The sequence below is a fragment of the Micromonospora sp. NPDC049274 genome (assembly GCF_040678875.1).
Lineage (GTDB): Bacteria > Actinomycetota > Actinomycetes > Mycobacteriales > Micromonosporaceae > Micromonospora.
Genome location: NZ_JBFAQS010000013.1, coordinates 25616 through 44746 on the forward strand (window position 1 = coordinate 25616; position 19131 = coordinate 44746).

The 19131-nt window shown below is 71.6% G+C and carries 18 protein-coding genes; 7 read left to right on the forward strand and 11 right to left on the reverse strand.

Going from position 1 to position 19131, the window contains the following annotated elements; genetic code table 11:
- Positions 1 to 6: 6 nt before the first annotated feature.
- Positions 7 to 492, reverse strand: a complete 486-nt coding sequence (locus AB0K10_RS22925; RefSeq protein WP_007073334.1) for a CarD family transcriptional regulator — start codon at positions 490 to 492, stop codon at positions 7 to 9.
- Between the two features lie 328 nt (positions 493 to 820).
- Between AB0K10_RS22925 and AB0K10_RS22930 the strand changes: the two genes are divergently transcribed.
- Positions 821 to 1510 (forward strand): hypothetical protein, encoded by a 690-nt coding sequence (locus tag AB0K10_RS22930; protein ID WP_363686524.1) that lies wholly within the window; start codon positions 821 to 823, stop codon positions 1508 to 1510.
- Positions 1511 to 1522: 12 nt separating this feature from the next.
- On the opposite strand, the gene AB0K10_RS22935 is transcribed toward AB0K10_RS22930, so the two are convergent.
- The 4 genes from AB0K10_RS22935 to AB0K10_RS22950 form a co-directional block, all read right to left on the reverse strand.
- The gene (locus AB0K10_RS22935) at positions 1523 to 2137 is read right to left on the reverse strand and encodes a hypothetical protein (RefSeq protein ID WP_363686526.1); all 615 of its coding nucleotides are present in this window, start codon (positions 2135 to 2137) and stop codon (positions 1523 to 1525) included.
- 24 nt (positions 2138 to 2161) lie between these two features.
- Positions 2162 to 3220: a type III polyketide synthase gene (locus AB0K10_RS22940; protein ID WP_363686528.1), complete on the reverse strand. Its 1059-nt coding sequence runs from the start codon at positions 3218 to 3220 to the stop codon at positions 2162 to 2164.
- A gap of 85 nt (positions 3221 to 3305) precedes the next feature.
- A complete protein-coding gene (locus tag AB0K10_RS22945; protein ID WP_363686530.1) occupies positions 3306 to 4472 on the reverse strand; it encodes an acyl-CoA dehydrogenase family protein in 1167 nt (388 codons plus the stop codon).
- A gap of 42 nt (positions 4473 to 4514) precedes the next feature.
- Positions 4515 to 5288 carry a methyltransferase domain-containing protein gene (locus tag AB0K10_RS22950; RefSeq protein WP_363686532.1) on the reverse strand — a complete coding sequence of 258 codons (774 nt, stop codon included), beginning with the start codon at positions 5286 to 5288 and terminating at the stop codon, positions 4515 to 4517.
- Between AB0K10_RS22950 and AB0K10_RS22955 the strand changes: the two genes are divergently transcribed.
- From AB0K10_RS22955 to disA, 4 genes are all read left to right on the forward strand, one after another.
- Complete coding sequence (locus tag AB0K10_RS22955; RefSeq protein WP_363686534.1) at positions 5287 to 6174, forward strand: UbiA family prenyltransferase; 888 nt, start codon at positions 5287 to 5289, stop codon at positions 6172 to 6174. The two genes, AB0K10_RS22950 and AB0K10_RS22955, sit on opposite strands and share 2 nt — an antisense overlap.
- A 139-nt stretch (positions 6175 to 6313) precedes the next feature.
- Entirely contained in the window at positions 6314 to 7102 is a 789-nt protein-coding gene (locus tag AB0K10_RS22960; RefSeq protein ID WP_363686536.1) for a hypothetical protein, read from the forward strand.
- An 84-nt stretch (positions 7103 to 7186) separates the two neighbouring features.
- Positions 7187 to 8644: a DNA repair protein RadA gene (gene radA, locus AB0K10_RS22965; RefSeq protein ID WP_363686538.1), complete on the forward strand. Its 1458-nt coding sequence runs from the start codon at positions 7187 to 7189 to the stop codon at positions 8642 to 8644.
- Positions 8645 to 8775: 131 nt separating this feature from the next.
- Complete coding sequence (gene disA, locus AB0K10_RS22970) at positions 8776 to 9957, forward strand: DNA integrity scanning diadenylate cyclase DisA (protein WP_007466050.1); 1182 nt, start codon at positions 8776 to 8778, stop codon at positions 9955 to 9957.
- Between the two features lie 6 nt (positions 9958 to 9963).
- Here disA and AB0K10_RS22975 read toward each other — a convergent pair whose 3' ends face one another.
- The 3 genes from AB0K10_RS22975 to AB0K10_RS22985 all read right to left on the reverse strand — a co-directional run bounded on the left by AB0K10_RS22975 (position 9964) and on the right by AB0K10_RS22985 (position 11946).
- Positions 9964 to 10722, reverse strand: coding sequence for a hypothetical protein (locus AB0K10_RS22975; RefSeq protein WP_363686540.1), 759 nt, complete (start codon positions 10720 to 10722; stop codon positions 9964 to 9966).
- A gap of 118 nt (positions 10723 to 10840) precedes the next feature.
- Entirely contained in the window at positions 10841 to 11437 is a 597-nt protein-coding gene (locus AB0K10_RS22980) for a peptide deformylase (protein WP_363686542.1), read from the reverse strand.
- On the reverse strand, positions 11434 to 11946 hold the full coding sequence (locus AB0K10_RS22985; RefSeq protein ID WP_363686544.1) for an ACT domain-containing protein: 513 nt from the start codon (positions 11944 to 11946) through the stop codon (positions 11434 to 11436). The genes AB0K10_RS22980 and AB0K10_RS22985 overlap by 4 nt, the downstream gene beginning before the upstream one ends.
- Before the next feature lie 96 nt (positions 11947 to 12042).
- Between AB0K10_RS22985 and AB0K10_RS22990 the strand changes: the two genes are divergently transcribed.
- Positions 12043 to 12954, forward strand: coding sequence for an A/G-specific adenine glycosylase (locus AB0K10_RS22990; RefSeq protein WP_363686546.1), 912 nt, complete (start codon positions 12043 to 12045; stop codon positions 12952 to 12954).
- Between the two features lie 274 nt (positions 12955 to 13228).
- Here the strand turns inward: AB0K10_RS22990 and AB0K10_RS22995 are convergent, their stop codons facing one another.
- The 3 genes from AB0K10_RS22995 to lysS form a co-directional block, all read right to left on the reverse strand.
- Positions 13229 to 15778, reverse strand: coding sequence for an ATP-dependent Clp protease ATP-binding subunit (locus tag AB0K10_RS22995; RefSeq protein WP_363686548.1), 2550 nt, complete (start codon positions 15776 to 15778; stop codon positions 13229 to 13231).
- Positions 15779 to 16334: 556 nt separating this feature from the next.
- Complete coding sequence (locus AB0K10_RS23000; RefSeq protein WP_357498213.1) at positions 16335 to 16679, reverse strand: Lsr2 family protein; 345 nt, start codon at positions 16677 to 16679, stop codon at positions 16335 to 16337.
- A gap of 112 nt (positions 16680 to 16791) precedes the next feature.
- The gene (lysS, locus tag AB0K10_RS23005) at positions 16792 to 18300 is read right to left on the reverse strand and encodes a lysine--tRNA ligase (RefSeq protein ID WP_363686550.1); all 1509 of its coding nucleotides are present in this window, start codon (positions 18298 to 18300) and stop codon (positions 16792 to 16794) included.
- Positions 18301 to 18389: 89 nt separating this feature from the next.
- On the opposite strand from lysS, the gene AB0K10_RS23010 reads away from it, so the two are divergent.
- The gene (locus tag AB0K10_RS23010) at positions 18390 to 19130 is read left to right on the forward strand and encodes a class I SAM-dependent methyltransferase (protein ID WP_363686552.1); all 741 of its coding nucleotides are present in this window, start codon (positions 18390 to 18392) and stop codon (positions 19128 to 19130) included.
- Position 19131: the final 1 nt, after the last annotated feature.

Genomic DNA, 19131 nt, shown 5'->3' on the forward strand with positions numbered 1-19131 from the left:
TGCGGACTAGGCCTCGGTGAGGACCTTGTCGAGCAGCGTCTCCGCCTCGTCCTTGGTGCTCTTCTCAGCCAGCGCGACCTCGCCGACGAGAATGTCACGGGCCTTGGCCAGCATCCGCTTCTCGCCTGCGGAGAGGCCCCGCTCCCGCTCCCGGCGCCACAGGTCGCGGACGACCTCGGCGACCTTCAGCGGATTGCCGGAGGCCAGCTTTTCCAGGTTTGCCTTGTAACGCCGCGACCAGTTGGTCGGCTCCTCGGTGTGCGGAGCCCGGAGAACGTCGAAGACCTTACCGAGGCCCTCTTCGCCGACCACCTCACGGACGCCCACGATCTCGGCATTCTCGGCCGGCACCCGGACCGTCAGGTCACCCTGCGCGACCCTCAGGACGAGATATTGCTTAGGCTCGCCCTTGATGACCCGAGTCTCGATTGCCTCGATGAGTGCGGCCCCGTGGTGGGGGTAAACAACGGTCTCGCCGACACTGAAAACCATAGGTTCGAAACCCCTTTCGCTGTGTCTAGGGTAACACGGTCAGGCAACGATGTCTCACCGATGTCCTGACCATTGGCGCAGCTCAGGGGCCCTGTGAGAGGTCTTTCTTCAGCTTGACAGGCGGTCAAACCGATGGTTCGAACACGCTCTGTAACGCACGGATGACTTCCCGATACGGGTGAACAGAACGTCGAGATCAAGGGCTATGCGCTACTCCCATGGTATCCCGCCCGGCGGAAGTGCGCCCAGGTGTAGCGGGAGGTGCCCCCGGTGCGGGACGCTGGAGGCCGAGTCACACGCCGCTCTCGAGACGCTTCCTGGGGGTCCGATGGGCAAGCCGGACGCAGAGGGCCACGGGCCGCCCGAGGGCCTGCCCGACCTGCCACCCGAGTGGGGTCGCGTCGTCGTTCCCGACGATGCCTCGGCCCTGGCCGGCGAGGCCGCGCAGGTGCGCCGCGAGCTGCGCCGGGCGGCCGGCCGCCACACCGGGCACCAGGCCCTCACCCTGCCGTTGGTGGTCCTGCTGGTGGCGCTGCTCACCACCCTGGCCGGCCTGCTCGCCGTGACCTGGCCCCGCGCCGGCCGGGGCACCGACCGCCCCACCCCGGCACCCGCCACGCCACCCGTCGCGCTCACCGGCCGGCCGCTGCCCGCGCTCGACCTGGTCGACGCCTCCCAGGCGCCGGTGCCGCTGCGCGGCCTGCTGCCCGCCATGATCATTCTGGTGGACGGCTGCCCCTGCCCGGAACGCGTCGTCGAGGCGGCCGCGGCCGCACCGGCCGGCGTCGCCGTGATCACCGTGGCCGGCGGACGGACGGTCGAGAGCCCGCCGCCAGCGAACGGCGTGCGGGCACTTGCCGACCCCGCCGGCGGGCTGCGCTCGTTCCTGGGTCAACCGGCCCGCCCCGGCACACTCACCGCACTGCTTGTCGACCGCTCGGGCGTCGTGACCCGGGTGCTGCCCGAGGTGGGGCCGGTCGAGGCGTACCGGCAGGACCTGGCCGCCCTCGCCGCCTGACCGGCCCCCCGCTCAGGGAATGGCGACGAGTTGCGCCTCGACGTCGATGGGTTGGTCGCCCACGGCCGACAGGGAGACCCGGAACGGCCCGCTGCCGGGCAGCACGTCGGCGGTGGCCACCGCACCGTCGCAGTCGATGCGCGCCGGACCGGCGATCTCGGCCCCGGCGCCGGCCACGGCCAGCGTGCCGGGCCGGGTGCACCGGTACTGCAGCACATAGTGGGTGCCGTCGTTGTTGGCCTGCCTGGTCACATCCTCGCCCGGGGCGAGTTCCCGCTGCTCCCGCCAGATCGTCGACAGGAACACGGCAAGATCGCCCGGGGCCTCCTCGGAGCCGAGGGTGCGCGACGACTGCGGGTCGATCGCCGGGCGGCGCTCGACCTCGACGGCCTCGCCGGTCTGAGGATCCACCCGAAACGTCACCCGCCCCTCGGGCACCCCCGAGGCCACGAGTCGCTCCAGGGCGGTGCTGACCGACGGCCCGATGCTCGGCGTGGCCGCCGGACGGGCCGAACCGGCCGTCGTCTCCGGAGCGGCGGCCCGCCACCACCAGCCGCCCACCGCCAGGGCGGCCACTGCCACCCCGGCCAGCACCGCCGACCGCAGCCGGTCGTCCGCCGCATCCATGTGCTGAGCGTACCGGTCGGACGCTCAGTCCTGTCGATCGAGCAGAGCGGCGTACAGGGTGAGGCCCGGGCCGAACGCCAGCATCAGGACCCGTCGGGGCGACGGCGTCGAACGCATCAACCGGTCCAGGATCAACAGGACAGTCGGCGAGGAGCAGTTGCCGTGCTCGTCGAGCGTCGCCCGGGACGCGGCCAACGCCTCCGGCGGCAGGGCCAACTCCCGCTCGACCACGTTGAGGATGCGCGGCCCCCCGGGATGCACCGCCCAGCCGTCCACGTCGGAGCTGACGCCGTCGTGCCGGGCCAACAGGCCGTCCACCAGGGCGCGAACGTGCCGGGAGAGGACCTGCGGCACCTTCGGCGACAACCCCATCCGGAATCCCGCGTCGGTGACGTCCCAGGTCATGTGGTCGGCGGTCGAGGTGTCGGTGACCGACGTGACCTCGCGCAGCGCGTACCCCCGGCCGCCCGGCACCACCACGGCGGCGACCGCGGCGTCCGAGAAGAGCGCGTGCGACACGATCTGCTGGGTGTCCACCCGTGCGGTGGACGGCTGGATGTGCAGGCTGGTCAGCTCCGCGCACAGCAGCAGCGCCGGACGACCCCTGGCGGTGACGAAGTCACTCGCGGCGCCCAGCCCTGGAAGCGCCGCGTAGCAGCCCATGTGGCCGACGAACATCCGCTGGGTGTCCGGCGCCATGCCCAGGTCACGGGCGAGCAGGATGTCCAGCCCCGGGGTGGCGTACCCGGTGCAGGAGCAGACGATGAACAGACCCACGTCGCCGGCGTCCAGCCCGGCCGCCGTCAGCGCACGCCCCACCGCCTCCTTACCCAGCGGCAACGCCTCCACCTGGTAGCGCCGCATCCGGCGCTCGGTCGGCCAGTCCGAGACGTCCTCCAGCAACGGGTTGACCGCGGCCTGACGTCGGGTCACCCCCGAATTCGCGAAGATGCGTTGGGCCAACGACCGGGTGGTGCCGGAGAAGTGCCGGGAGAAGAAGCCCTCCCACAACTCGTCCTGCGAAGCGGACGGCGGCTGCGCCGTCCCGAGCCCCGCGATCACTGGTACGGACACGATCCCCACCTCTCGTCAAACGCTGTCCTCCCCCTGGTCGTCCCACCGGCCTCCCCGGCCGGCCTCTCCTCCGTACGTGTCCCGCGGCGCCGGCTCACCAACGCGGTGCCGATCCGTCGCGGTCCGGGTCTCCGCCCAGCGCGGCGATGCCCAGCCAGTCGGCGCAGACGTCCGAGGTGGCCGGGTGCAGTGAGCCGCAGCGGGCGTCCCGGTAGAGCCGCTCCAGCGGATGACCGCGCCGGGTCGCCGACGTGCCGGCCGCCTCCAGCACCGAAGCCGCCACCTCGGCTGCCGTGGTGCCCGCGAGCAGCTTCGCCCGCCACACCCAGCGGTTGGTCTCCGCGTCGCCCGGGGCGTCGTCCACCCGACGGGCGGCCTCGGCCACCACCAGTTGGGCCGCCGCCGTCGCCGCGTCCGCCCGACCCAGCCGGGCCCGCACCGCCGGCAGGCCGGCGAGGTTACGGGCGTTGAGATGCTCGGCCGCCGCGTCGATCGCCGCCCGGGCCACCCCCACGTAGACGGCCGCGTAACTGGCCACCAACCAGTGCGGCATCAGCTGGGCGACCACCAGCGCCAGCCCCTCCACGCCACCGAGCAGCCGATCGGCCGGCACCGTGACGTCCAGGTGCAGGTCGTGCGACGAGGTGGCACGCATGCCGAGGGCGTCCCAGGTCGGCTCGACGGTCAGCCCGGCACCGGCCGGCACCAGGAACTGCGACACCACCGACTGGTCGGCGGAGCTGCGCGCGGCCACCAGGTAACCGTCGGCGTGCCCCGCCCCGGAGCAGAAGGTCTTGCTGCCCTTGAGGTGCCACCCACCGTCGGTGGGCTCGTAGACCGTGTTCAGCTGGGAGAGTCGGGCGCCGGCGCCGCGCTCGCTCATCGCGACCGCGTACCAGGAGCCCTGGGCGGCGGCGGTGAGCAGCCGGTCCCGGGCGGCCAGCGCCTCGTCCGGTACGCCCAGTGCCTCGGCCAACTCCTCGGTGACCGCGCCGAGCGCACCGGTCACCGAGGCGTGCATGTTGAACACCAGCGCCGTCGCGCCGTTGCCCCGGGCAAGTTCGGTGGCCACCGCGGCGTACTCGGCGAAGCTGGCACCCAGGCCGCCCAGCGCGCGGGGCACCATCAACCCGAACAGGCCCGCCTCCCGCAGGTCACGGAAGTCGTCGACCGGAAAGGAGCCGTCCCGGTCGTGCTCCGCCGCCCGCGCGGCGAATCGCGGCGCCAACCGGCGGGCCGCCTCAAGCGCGTGCACCGTCATATCGCTCCCTTCTCGGCGTCCCCATACCCCGCCACGAGCGGACTATCCTCTGCGGACCCCCTGGCCCTGGTAGAGCACGGCGGTGGACCGGGTCGGCACGATGCGCGGAGCAGGCCCTGTGGACGTCGCGCCCGGCGCCCGCGCCGCGCGAGCCCGCCGCACCAGCCAGGCGACCAGGCCACCGACCTGCGGTCGGATGCCGCGCAGGCGCAGCTCGACACCGTGCCGGGCACACTCCGCCACGAGGGCACGGGCGTCCACGAACAACCGTGGATCGTGGATGCCCCGTGGCACCGTCGGCAGCCGCTCGGCGATCCGCACCGCGACCAGCCGGGCCAGCGCCGTGTCGTTCAGGGTGTCCAGCACCAGGAGGCCACCCGGGCGTAGCAGCCGGCACGCCTCGGCCACCGCGCGCCGCCAGTCGGGCACATGTTCCAGCAGCTCACCGGCGGAGACCACGTCGGCACAGCCGTCCGGCAGCGGCACCGCTGTGACATCACCCTGGACCACGCGCACCCCGTGCCGGGCGGCCTGGACCAGCGCCGAGCGGGTCAGGTCGACACCGACATGCCGGTATCCCCTACCGGCGAGATGCGGCGCGAGCAGCCCGGCGCCGCAGCCCAGGTCGACCAGGACCGCACCCGGACGCGTCGCCGGTGGCACGAGCGCCGCACGGGCCGCGGCCAGCCAGTGCAGCATCGCGAACGCGCCATCGGGCCGCCACCACTCACCGGCCAGGTCGTCGTACTGGCGCGGGTCGTTGCGCGGCAGCACCCGGGGACCGGTGGACGCCGCGGCCGCAGCCACGTCTCGCATGGCACCGAGCGTGGCACGACTGCTCGGTAACGACCAGACTTCCCTTATGTCGTCGAGGGTGTTAGGGCTGGTCAGAGCGAGCCATCCGGAACCGGCCGCCGCAGTGACCACGGTGTCCGGTCTGCTGGCCTGGGGAGTGGGGCACCAACCGTCGGGAATTGTCTCGGTGGTGCTCGCCGTACTCGCCAGCCAGCTCGCCGTCGGCTGGACCAACGACGCGTTGGACGCCGAGCGGGACGCCACTGTGGGGCGTACCGACAAACCGGTCGCCGCCGGCGCGGTGGGCCGGCGCGTCACGGCCTGGGCCGCGGCGGTGGCCGCGCTGGCCTGCCCGCTGCTGGCGCTGACCACGAACCCCGTGGCGGCGCTCTGGCTCACGATCGCCCTGGTCTCCGCGCTGCTCTACGACTGGCCGCTCAAGGCCACCGTCTTCTCGGTGCTGCCCTACGCGGTGTCGTTCGGCGCGCTGCCCGCCTTCGTGGTGCTGGCGCTCCCCGGCGAGCCGACCCCGCCGGCCTGGCTGCCGGCGGCGGCGGCCTGCCTGGGCGCCGGCGCGCACTTCGCGAACGTGCTGCCCGACCTGGCCGACGACGCCCGCACGGGGGTGCGGGGGCTGCCGCACCGCCTCGGTGCGGCGGGCAGCCGGGCGGCGGCGGCCGGACTGCTTCTCGCCGCGACCGCCGTCCTGGTCCTCGGACCGCCCGGGCCCCCGTCGGCCCTCGGGCTGGCGGCCGTCGGCACGGCCGCCGTCGTGCCGCCACTGAGCTGGTACGCCGGGCGCTCGGCGGCCCGGGCGGGCCGGCGGCCGGTGTCCGCCTTCCGGGCGGTGATGCTGGTGGCCCTGATCGACGTCGTTCTGCTGGTCGCGAGCGGTCGGGTGGTGTGAGGGGCACCCGGAGAGGTGGCATTGCCGGGTCCGCGTGCGGGCCTCGATCAGCTCCAACTACCCTGGAGCGCGGTCTGCGCGGGTATGGCCACCGTGCCCGGCGTGCGGCCGGGTGGGGATCGTAACGAGGAGGACCGACGTGACGCGCTCGATCAGGGGATCCCGGCGGGCGGCCCTGCTGCTGTCCGGGATGGCGGCTGCTACCAGCCTGCTCGCGTCCGGATGCGGCGCCGGCCAGATCGCCGAGACGGCCGAGAAGGAGCCGTCGGTCCAGGGCGTCAACCTCACGGCCCCCAACGGCGTCTACTCGGTTCGTGGCCTGCTGGTCACCTACCCGGGCACCGAGGGCTACCGGGCCGGCCAGGACGCTCCGCTCAACGCCGTGATCTACAACGACTCGAAGAACACCGTGACGGTCACCGTCACCACCCAGGGCGCCCGCGACGTGGTGATCTCGGACGGCTCGGCGAGCCCGACGCCGTCCGCCTCGGAGTCGGCCTCCGCCACCCCGTCGACCTCCGCGTCCGGCTCAGCCACCCCGTCGGCCCCCGAGTCCGGCTCGGCCAGCCCGTCGGCGACCCCGTCCGAGACCGGTTCGTCCTCGGCGACCCCGTCCGCCCCGGAGTCGGCGCGGGCGTCGGGTTCGGCGAGCGCCGCCGCGCCCGGCCAGCCCGCCCGGATCGAGCTGGCCCCGCTGAGCTACCTCCAGCTCAACTCGGAGGCCACCACCCAGCTGCGGCTGGTGGGCCTCACCGAGGCGCTGCGCTCCGGCCAGAGCGTCGTCGTGACCTTCGACTTCGGCAACGGCAACACGGTCACCGGTCAGGCGCCGATCGCGGTGCCGCTCACCCCGGCCGCGCCCGTCTCGCCGATCATCGAGCGTGAGGGCGGCCACGAGGGCGACGAGGGCGGCACCACCCACGACTGACCCGACCCGACATCGACGAACGCCCCGGCGTGGGAACCACCACGCCGGGGTGTTTTCGTCGCACGAGGGGGCTAGCGTCCTGGTGTGACCACCTCCCGATCGACCTCTCCGCGTGCCGGCACGGCCGGTGCCGCCCGCGGCCGGGCCGCCACCCGCGAGCCGCGTCCGGCGTACGAGTGCGACGCCTGCGGGCACCAGCCGCCCAAGTGGGTGGGCCGCTGCCCGGAGTGCGGCGAGTGGGGCGCGGTGGTCGAGAGCACTGTCAACGGCCCGACGGTGGCCGGTCGAGTGGTCAGCTCCCGGCTGCCGTCCGAGCCGGCCCGGCCCATCGCCACCATCAGCGCAGCCCCGGCCCGCGCCGTTCCCACCGGCGTGAGCGAGCTCGACCGGGTGCTCGGCGGTGGGCTGGTGCCCGGGGCCGTGGTGCTGCTCGCCGGCGAGCCCGGCGTGGGCAAGTCCACCCTCCTGCTCGACGTGGCGCAGCACTGGGCGGTGGGCGCCGGCAGCCCCTCCCTCGTGGTCAGCGGGGAAGAGTCGGTCAGCCAGGTCCGGTTGCGTGCCGAGCGGATGGGCACCCTGCACGACAAGCTCTATCTGGCGGCCGAGAGCGACCTGGCCTCGGTGCTCGGGCACCTCGACGCGGTCAAGCCCGGCCTGCTGGTGCTCGACTCGGTGCAGACCATCTCGACCACCGGGACCGAGGGCGTGCCGGGCGGGGTGACGCAGGTGCGCGCGGTCACCGCCGCGCTGGTCTCGGTCGCCAAGGAGCGGGGCATCGCGACGGTGCTGGTCGGGCACGTCACCAAGGACGGCCAGGTGGCCGGGCCCCGGGTGCTGGAGCACCTGGTCGACGTGGTGCTGCACTTCGAGGGCGACAAGCACTCCTCGCTGCGGCTGGTACGCGGCGTCAAGAACCGGTTCGGCGCGGCCGACGAGGTCGGCTGCTTCGAGATGCACGAGGGCGGCATCAGCAGCCTTGCCGACCCGTCCGGGCTGTTCCTCACCCGCTACTCGGAACCCGTGCCCGGCACCTGTGTGACGGTGGCCATGGAGGGGCGGCGAGCCCTCGTCACCGAGGTGCAGGCCCTGATCGGCGCGACGGTGGCCGGCTCGCCACGTCGTACGGTCTCCGGCCTCGACTCCGCCCGCCTGGCGATGGTGCTCGCGGTCCTGCAACGGCGCACCGAGCGGTTGACCCTGCACGACCGCGAGGTCTTCGCGGCCACCGTGGGCGGCATCCGGGTGGTGGAGCCGGCGGCCGACCTGGCCGTCGCGCTGGCGGTCGCCTCCGGCGGGCTCAACCTGGCGATCGCCCCGCACCTCGTGGCGATCGGCGAGGTGGGCCTGACCGGCGAGGTGCGCCGCGTCGGGGCGGTGCCGCGCCGGCTGGCCGAGGCGGCCCGTCTGGGGTTCAAGGTGGCGCTGGTCCCCCCGGGTTGCGGCCCGGCCAGCACCGGCGCCGGGCCCGAGCAGATGCGGGTGACCGAGGTCACTGATGTGCGCTCGGCACTGCATCATGCGGCTCGCGCGTCCGCCGAGTGACCCAGCGTGTCGACGCGGACGGCGATACCGGACAGCATCGGCGCAAGTGGAAACGGTTCGAAGGGCCGCATCGTGACACATCACAGTAACCACGACAGCACCCACCGCACGGCAGTCCGTAGACTGTGCCCGTGCCGATCGACCGCGATACCACCAAGCCTGCCGGCGCGCCGCCCCAGGCCCGCACCGGCGCCGTGGGCTCGCCAGCCCGCCCGATCAGCGTGAGCGTGACCGCCGCTGCCGGGAGCGCCGGCGATCCGTTGCGGGCGAACCTCGCCCTGATGGCACCCGGCACCGCGCTGCGGGACGGGTTGGAACGCATCCTGCGGGGGCGCACCGGCGCGCTCATCGTGCTCGGCTACGACAAGGTCGTCGAGGGTCTCTGCACCGGCGGCTTCCCGCTGGACGTCGAGTTCTCCGCGACCCGGGTCCGGGAGCTGTGCAAGATGGACGGCGCTGTGGTGCTGTCCAGCGACGGCACCCGCATCGTCCGGGCGGCCGTGCACCTCATGCCCGACCCGTCCATCCCGACGGAGGAGTCGGGCACTCGGCACCGCACCGCCGAGCGGGTCGCCCGGCAGACCGGTTACCCGGTGATCTCGGTCAGCCAGTCCATGCGGATCATCAGCCTCTACGTCAACGGTCAGCGACACGTCCTCGACGACTCGGCGGCGATCCTCTCCCGCGCCAACCAGGCGCTGGCCACCCTCGAGCGATACAAGCTCCGGCTGGACGAGGTCTCCGGCACGCTCTCCGCACTCGAGATCGAGGATCTGGTCACCGTCCGCGACGCGGTGGCCGTGGTGCAGCGGCTGGAGATGGTTCGCCGGATCGCCGACGAGATCGCCGGCTACGTCGTGGAGCTGGGCACCGACGGTCGGCTGCTCGCTCTTCAGCTCGACGAGTTGATGGCCGGCGTCGACGCCGACCGCACGCTTGTCATCCGGGACTACCTCCCGGTCGGCCGCAAGTCCCGCACGCTGGACGAGGCGCTCGTCGAGCTGGATCTGCTCGGCGCCACCGAGTTGATCGACCTGGTGTCGGTCGCGAAGGCCATCGGCTACCCGGCCGCATCGGACGCGCTGGACGCCGCCGTCAGCCCGCGTGGCTTCCGGCTGCTGGCCAAGGTGCCGCGTCTGCCGGTGGCAGTGGTCGACCGCCTGGTGCTGCACTTCGGCAGCCTCCAGCGGCTGCTGGGCGCCACCGTGGAGGATCTGCAGGCCGTGGAGGGCGTGGGCGACGCCCGAGCCCGGGGTGTCCGCGAGGGCCTGTCCCGGCTCGCCGAGGCATCCATCCTGGAGCGGTACGTCTGACCCGGTTCAGCCGGTGATGGTGATCTTCGCGGCTGCGCTGTACTTGGTGCCCACCCGCGCGAACACCTGGTACGTCCCGGCCGGCGCCAACGGGCCCGCAGCCAGCCCGGCACCGTCGCACCGGGTGGTGTCCCGCCCGTTCCAGCCCACCTCGTAGGAGCGCTCGAACCCGGGCGTGAAGGACTGCACATCCGAACCCTGGACCTTGCCGCAGGTGTCCGAGGACCACACCTTCTCGGCACCGGCCTTGATGAAGATCTCCTGGAGGTCGGCCCCGACGTTGCGGCTGCACGTCCGCTGCGACGTGTTCTTGATCTTCAGTTGCAGATCGACCACCGCGCCGCGCTGCACCGACGTGGGCCGTGCCACCGAGGTCACGCTGATCTCCGCGTCGGTGCAGGTGCCGTCGTCGTCGCCCGACCCGGCGGCCGAGCCGGGCGGCGGATTGTTGCTTGTGGTCTCGGGGCTCGGGTCCGTGGCATTCGGATCGGCCGACCGGTCCGGAGCGTTCGGATCGGCTGACCCGGACGCCGGTGGCGCCCCCGTCGCCGGGGTCAACACAAGACCACCCGGGCCGGGACTCGCCGTGGACGTCGAAGTCGAAGTCGACGTCGGGGTCGCCCCCGCATTCGGTCGACCGCCGGAGCGACCCGAACCGGTGCACGAGTAGAGCAGGACAATCAGGAAAAGAAGCCCCGCTCCGAGTACGACGGCGCGACGCCGCCAGTACACGGCGGGTGGCAGGGGGCCGACCGTCAGACGCATGATGCCCCCCACCGTAGCCGCGCGGCGCCCACCAGCCCGTCACGACGCGCCGGAGCGCCACCGGAGCAGCGCGGTGAGCCTCCACTGAGGACGGACGTACCGACCTCCGAGTGCCCGCTCAGAGGTAGACCTTGCGCTGGTAGACGGCGTGCGCGCCGGCCACCCGATCCAGGAAGAGCAGCCCGGCGCAGTGGTCGATCTCGTGCTGCAACGCCCGCGCCTCGAAGCCGTCCGTCACCAGGCGGACCGCCGCGCCACTGCCCGGCAGGTCACCCTCCACCACCAACCGACTGGCCCGCTTCACGTCGCCGGTCAGATCCGGCACCGACATGCACCCCTCCCGACCCGGCTTCCAGCGGGTCGCCTCGACCACCCGGGCGTTGCAGAGCACGAAGGTGCCGTGCACGGTGACCGCCTTCGGATGCCCTGTCACGTCGACGGCGAAGACCCGGGCAGCCACACCGACCTGCGGCGCCGCCAACCCCACGCAGCCCGGCGAGACCCGCATCGTGGCGACCAGGTCGGCTGCCAGCCGGACCGTCTCCTCGGCCATCGGATCGACCTCGTCCCCGGCCCGGCTCAACACCGGATGCGGGGCCGAAACGACGCCCCGCACCTCGCCGGCCACGCCCAGCGATTCCGGCGTCCAGTCCCCCAGACCGGCGTACGCCTCGACGTCCCGGCCGGCGTCCGGCCCGCTCCGCCCGTCACTCACAACAGGTCCGGGTCTGCCGGCCGAAGGGTGACCTCGACCCCCAAGTCGGCGGCCGTCCGGTGCAACCGTCCGGTCACCGTCTCGGCGACCCCCGCCGGCAACTCCACCTCGGCCAACACCACATAGAGCGAACCCGCCAACCGGGTGCTCAGGTCGGTCACGTTGCCGCCGGCGTCCACAAGCACCCGGGTCATCGCCGCGACGATGCCCATCCGGTCCGAACCGTGCACCGCCAGCACGTACGGCTCACCGGCCGGGGCCACCACACCGTCCGGCGTGACCGCGCGTACGGTCGCCAGCAGCTGGCCCTCGGCGGCCAGCGGCACCAGCGCGGCCTCCACCTCGGCGGCGTCCGGCCCGGTGCAGATGAGGGTCATCGCGAAATGCCCCCGCAGCCGGGTCATCGTGCTGTCGGTGAGGTTCGCGCCCAGTCGGGCCAGCACCTCGGCGACATCGGCCACGATGCCCGGCCGGTCCCGACCGATGACGGTGATCGCGAGCTCGTTCATCAGCGCATTCTGTCCGATCCGCCCATCGTCACCGCGACACCCCGCCCGAGCCGCCCATCCAGCGGGACCCGACCGCGTGACATCATCGACGACGCCATGACTCAACCCGACTTCGCCACCCTGGTCAGCCGGTGGTTCCAGCAGCACGCCCGTGACCTGCCATGGCGGGAACCCGGGGTCACCCCGTGGGCCATCCTGGTCAGCGAGGTCATGCTCCAGCAGACCCCTGTCGTCCGGGTGGTGCCGGCCTGGCACGCCTGGCTGGCCCGCTGGCCCGACCCTGCCGCCCTGGCGGCCGACACTCCGGCCGAGGCGATCCGCATGTGGGGGCGCCTCGGCTATCCCCGCCGGGCGGTACGGCTGCGGGAGTGCGCTGTAGCGATCGTGGAGCGGCACGGCGGTCAGGTGCCGGACCGGCTGGAGCAACTGCTGGCCCTGCCCGGTGTGGGCACCTACACAGCGCGTGCGGTGGCAGCGTTCGCCTACGGGCAACGGCACCCGGTGGTCGACACGAACGTACGACGGGTGGTCTGCCGAGCCGTGGCAGGGGAACCGGACGCCGGACCGGTCACCCGACCCGCCGACCTGGTCGCCACCGAGGAGCTGCTCCCGGTCGAACCGGCCGCGGCGGCACTCGCAAGCGCCGCGTTCATGGAACTGGGCGCGGTGATCTGCACAGCCCGGTCACCACGCTGCACGGCCTGCCCGGTCGAGTCGGTCTGCGCGTGGCGGGCCTCCGGCCAGGAGGCGCCGGCGGGGCCAACCCGGCGACCCCAGCGGTACGCGGGCACCGACCGGCAGGTACGTGGGCTCCTGCTCGGGGTGCTCCGGGAGACGACCGGGCCGGTTCCGCACCAGCGGTTGGACCAGGTCTGGACCGATGACGTCCAGCGTGCCCGAGCCCTGGCCGGCCTGGTGCAGGACGGGCTTGTCGAACCGGCCGGCGCCGACAGCTTCCGCCTCGTCGGCGACGGCCCCTCCCACCCGACAGCCGACCTGACCACCTGACCCACCGCGCCCCGACCTGCCTTGCCTTGCCTTGCCCCCGCCCGCCGCGCGGGCAGCGCCCTGCCGCCTCGCCGCACGATCGTGCTCGGCCCACAACATCAGGGAAAGTGCTGCCTCCGGACGCCGTGAGGCAGCACTTTCCCTGATGTTGCGCAGATCTTGTGTGGCGGCGGGCGCAAACAGGCACGGCGGATGTCTGTGACCTGTGGGGGTAGCACAAAAAGGCGGGGCCCCGGTGGCTTGCGCCACCGGGGCCCCGCCCCCTTGCTGCTGGTTATGCCACCTCGTCCGTGGCCGCTGCCGCGCTGCCGGCGGCGGTGCCACCGAGGTCGGCGGGCACGGCGTCCGGAACCTCGACCGGCTTGTCCGCGCCCCGGAAGACGAGCTTGGACTTGTCGATGTCCTCCGGGTCGCCCTCGCAGTCCACCACGACGATCTGACCAGGGGTCAGCTCGTTGAAGAGGATCCGCTCGGAGAGGTTGTCCTCGATGTCGCGCTGGATCGTGCGACGAAGCGGACGGGCACCGAGAACCGGGTCGAAGCCCTTCTTGGACAGGTACTTCTTCGCGTTGTCGGTCAGCTCGAGACCCATGTCCTTGTTGTGCAGCTGCGTCTCGATCCGCCGGATCATGATGTCCACGATCGAGAGGATCTCGTTCTGGCGCAGCTGGTGGAAGACGATGGTGTCGTCGATCCGGTTGAGGAACTCAGGCCGGAAGTGCTGCTTGAGCTCGTCGTTGACCTTCTGCTTCATCCGGTCGTAGTTGGACTCGGAGTCCTCCGACTGCTGGAAGCCCAGCGACACGGCCTTGGCCACGTCACGGGTGCCCAGGTTGGTGGTCAGGATGATGACCGTGTTCTTGAAGTCCACGATCCGGCCCTGACCGTCGGTGAGCCGACCGTCCTCCAGGATCTGCAGGAGCGTGTTGAACACGTCCGGGTGGGCCTTCTCGATCTCGTCGAAGAGGACCACCGAGAACGGCCGACGCCGCACCTTCTCGGTCAGCTGCCCGCCCTCGTCGTAGCCGACGTAGCCGGGAGGGGCACCCACGAGGCGGGACACCGTGTACCGGTCGTGGAACTCGGACATGTCCAGCTGGATGAGGGCGTCCTCGCTGCCGAAGAGGAACTCGGCGAGCGCCTTGGACAGCTCGGTCTTACCGACGCCGGACGGGCCGGCGAAGATGAACGAGCCCGACGGGCGCTTCGGGTCCTTCAGGCCGGCCCGGGTACGCCGGATCGCCTTCGAGACCGCCTTGACCGCGTCCTCCTGGCCGATGACGCGCTTGTGCAGCTCGTCCTCCATGCGCAGCAGGCGCGAGGTCTCCTCCTCGGTCAGCTTGTAGACCGGGATGCCCGTCCAGTTGCCGAGCACCTCGGCGATCTGCTCGTCGTCGACCTCGCTGACGACGTCCAGGTCACCGGCCTTCCACTCCTTCTCCCGCTGAGCCTTCTGGCCGAGGAGCTGCTTCTCCTTGTCGCGCAGCTGGGCGGCGCGCTCGAAGTCCTGCGCGTCGATCGCGGACTCCTTGTCGCGACGCACCTGGGCGATGCGCTCGTCGAAGTCACGCAGGTCTGGCGGCGCGGTCATCCGACGGATCCGCATCCGGGCGCCGGCCTCGTCGATCAGGTCGATCGCCTTGTCCGGCAGGAAGCGGTCGGAGATGTACCGGTCGGCCAGAGTCGCGGCAGCCACCAGGGCCGCGTCCGTGATGCTCACGCGGTGGTGAGCCTCGTACCGGTCGCGCAGCCCCTTGAGGATCTCGATGGTGTGCGCCAGCGACGGCTCACCCACCTGGATCGGCTGGAACCGGCGCTCGAGAGCGGCGTCCTTCTCCAGGTGCTTGCGGTATTCATCCAAGGTGGTGGCGCCGATGGTCTGCAGCTCACCACGGGCCAGCATCGGCTTGAGGATGCTCGCCGCGTCGATCGCGCCCTCGGCGGCACCCGCACCCACCAGGGTGTGGATCTCGTCGATGAACAGGATGATGTCGCCGCGGGTGCGGATCTCCTTGAGAACCTTCTTGAGGCGCTCCTCGAAGTCACCGCGGTAGCGGGAACCGGCGACCAGCGCACCGAGGTCGAGCGTGTAGAGCTGCTTGTCCTTGAGAGTCTCGGGCACCTCGCCCTTGATGATCTTCTGGGAAAGCCCCTCCACCACGGCGGTCTTACCGACACCGGGCTCACCGATCAGGACCGGGTTGTTCTTGGTACGGCGGGAGAGCACCTGCATGACCCGCTCGATTTCCTTCTCGCGCCCGATGACCGGGTCGAGCTTGCCCTCGCGGGCGGCCTGGGTCAGGTTGCGGCCGAACTGGTCCAGCACGAGGCTGGTCGACGGCGCGGCCTCACCCGGCGCGGCGCCCGCGGCGGCGGGCTCCTTGCCCTGGTAGCCGGAGAGCAGCTGGATCACCTGCTGGCGGACCCGGTTGAGGTCGGCGCCGAGCTTGACCAGCACCTGGGCGGCGACGCCCTCGCCCTCACGGATCAGCCCGAGCAGGATGTGCTCCGTGCCGATGTAGTTGTGGCCGAGCTGCAGCGCCTCGCGCAGCGACAGCTCCAGCACCTTCTTGGCCCGCGGCGTGAACGGGATGTGCCCGCTCGGCGCCTGCTGGCCCTGGCCGATGATCTCCTCGACCTGCTGGCGGACGCCCTCCAGGGAGATGCCGAGGCTCTCCAGGGCCTTTGCCGCGACGCCTTCACCTTCGTGGATCAGGCCCAGCAGGATGTGTTCCGTACCGATGTAGTTGTGGTTGAGCATCCGGGCCTCTTCTTGGGCCAGGACGACAACCCGTCGCGCTCGGTCGGTGAACCGCTCGAACATGCCCTCGTGCTCCTCACGTGCCGTGCGCCTTGATGGTCAAGATCTTGGCGGGGCCGGTGCACGAACGTCCAGGACGGGCGTCCGTGCCTCCTTACTCTATCGTCGCTTACCGACTCAGCTGAGGTCGTGTCTCTCCGGTCTGGGTCAGTTCCACGTCGTTTTGCACAACCGTCCGCGCTCAGGAGGTGTTCCGGTACCCCTGGCGCTACGCGCAGAGCGAAATCCGACCGACTCGACGGAAGCCCTCTGCCGGCTCCACGGGGGCCGGGAAGGGCCTCCGACGCCTCCGGGAGGGCCGATCGGCGCCCCCGACCCGTGCGGGAAGCCGCGCCTCGACCCTTTCGGGAAGTTGTCCACAGGTTGTGGATAGTTACTCCACTGCCTGTGGACAACGCCGGCCGGGCCAGAAAACATCCCCGGCCCGCGAACCCCGCCTGAACCGGCCCGGGAATCGAGCCCGTCCGGACGCGGATACGGCGACGCCGGCCCGGAGGAGGTCCGGGCCGGCGTCGGTGTCGCCCTGCGGTGGCGGCTGCCACCGGTCAGCTGAACGGGGTCAGCGCTTGGCGTGGTACTCGTCGACGATCTCCTGCGGGATACGACCCCGGTCCGAGATGTCCTTGCCGGACTTCTTGGCCCACTCCCGGATCGCCTTGTTCTGCTCCCGGTCGGCGGTGGCGCCACCGCGACCGCGGGCAGCCCGCCCACCGATCACCACGCCACCGCGACCCACCTTGGTGCCGGCACCGATGTACGGGGCAAATACGTCACGCAATTTCGCGGCGTTGGCACCGGACAGGTCGATCTCGTACTGAACGCCGTCGAGCGCGAACTTGACGGTCTCGTCAGCGTCCCCACCGTCCAGGTCATCGACCAGCTTGTGAATGATCTGCTTGGCCACGTCCCACATTCCTTTCGAGCAGGGCGCTCCTGCTAACGAGAGCACAATAACCCCCGTGCTGCTCGCCCCGTCAATAGGATGCCGTTACGACTCGCGGGGAGTTGGCGGACGACTACTCCGGGCGGACCAACGGGAAGAGGATCGTTTCCCGAATTCCGAGGCCGGTCAGGGCCATCAAGAGCCGGTCGATTCCCATTCCCATACCCCCGGCCGGAGGCATTCCGTACTCCATGGCCCGAAGAAAGTCCTCGTCGAGACGCATCGCCTCGTCGTCGCCACGGGCCGCGAGCTGCGCCTGGGCCACCAGCCGTTCCCGCTGCACCACGGGGTCGACCAGCTCGGAGTACCCGGTGCCCAGCTCGAAACCGAGCACGTAGAGGTCCCACTTCTCGGCCAGCCCCGGCTCGCTGCGGTGCCCCCGGGTGAGCGGGCTGGTCTCCTCCGGGTAGTCCCGCACGAAGGTGGGTGCCTGCAGGCCGGGGACGACCAGTTCCTCGAACAGTTCCTCGGCGAGCTTGCCAGGGCCCCACTTCGGGTCCACGGCCAATCCCACCTTGTCCGCGTACTCCACCAGCCGGGAACGTTCGGTGCGGACGGTGACCTCCTCGCCGAGCGCCTCGGAAAGGACGCCGAACAGGGTCACCGATCGCCACTCGCCGCCCAGGTCGAACTCCCGCCCGTCGGCGTGGGTCACCACCGTCGAACCGCTGACCGCGATCGCCGCCTGTTGCACGAGATTACGGGTCAGCTCGCCGATCGTGTCGTAGTCGCCGTACGCCTGGTACGTCTCCAGCATCGCGAACTCGGGCGAGTGCGAGGAGTCGACACCCTCATTACGGAAGTTGCGGTTGATCTCGAAGACGCGGTCCACGCCGCCGACGACCGCGCGCTTCAGAAACAGTTCCGGAGCGATTCGCAGATACAGATCGGTGCTCAACGCATTGCTGTGGGTCACGAAGGGTCGGGCCGCCGCGCCGCCGTGCAGGAGTTGCAGCATCGGAGTTTCCACCTCGATGAAGCCCTGGCCGTGCAGTGAGTCGCGCAGGCTACGCACCGCCGTCGCCCGGGTGCGGACCATCTGCCGGGCCTGCGGCCGCACGATCAGGTCGACGTAGCGCTGCCGGACCCGAGCCTCCTCGGAGAGCGGCTTGTGGGCGACCGGCAGCGGCCGCAGGGCCTTGGCGGTCATCTCCCACCGCTGCGCGAGCACGGACAGCTCGCCCCGGCGGCTGGTGATCACCTCACCGGTCACGCCGACGTGGTCGCCCAGGTCGACCAGGCGCTTCCAGGCCTCCAGGCGCTCCGGACCGACCCGGTCCAGGGAGAGCATGGCCTGCAACTCGGTGCCGTCACCGTCCCGAAGGGTCGCGAAGCAGAGCTTGCCGGTGTTGCGTACGAAGATCACCCGGCCGGTGACCGAGACCTCGTCGCCGGTGGCGGTGTCGGTGGGCAGATCCGCGTAGCGGGTCCGGATCTCGGCCAGGGTGGTGGTGCGGGGGAAGCCCACCGGGTAGGGCTCGACGCCCTCGGCGAGCATCCGGTCCCGCTTCTCCCGGCGGACCTTCATCTGCTCGGGAAGGTCATCGGCGGGGTCCACTGGCACGGCGTTCTGCTCGCTCACGGCACGCTTCCTCGTCACGGGAGATACAGGGGGTCAGGCCCGAGCGTACTCAAGCGTTCGGGGGGCTGTTACCGGATAACCTGCCCGTCATGGTCGATCACACTCATGCCCTGTCCTTCGGTGCCGCAGCGAGCGATTACGACCGGTTCCGCCCCCGCTATCCCGAGGCCGCCATTCGTTGGGCACTCGACGGGCTGCACGACGCCCGGATCGTCGACCTCGGCGCGGGCACCGGCATCCTGACCCGTGACGTCCAGGCCCTGGGCCACCAGGTCGTACCCGTCGAGCCCGACCCGGGGATGCGGGCGCAACTCGCCCACAGCACCCCGGGCACGACGGCGCTGGCGGGCAGCGCCGAGGCCGTGCCGCTGCCCGACGCGGCGGCGGACGCGGTGCTGGTCGGCACGGCGTACCACTGGTTCGACCGGGAGCCGGCGCACGCCGAGATCGCCCGGGTGCTGCGTCCCGGCGGCACGTTCGCCCCCATCTGGAACATCCGGGACGACAACGTCGACTGGGTGGCGGAACTGGGCCGGATCGCCCACCTCGACGACAAGTCGGGAAACACCGTCATCGTGAAGTACGCCGACTTCGGCCCCTCGTTCGGCGCCATTGAGACGCGCGAGTTCCCGCACCGCACGACCCTCACCCCGGACGAGATCCACGGCATGATCCGCACCCGTTCCTACTGGCTCACCGCCTCCGACGCGGATCGGCGGCGGGTCGAGGAGGAACTGACCGAACTGCTGGCCACGCACCCCGCCCTGGCCGGCCGGGAGACCGTCGAGCTGCCGTACCGGACGTTGGTGCTGCGCTCCCGCCGACACTGAA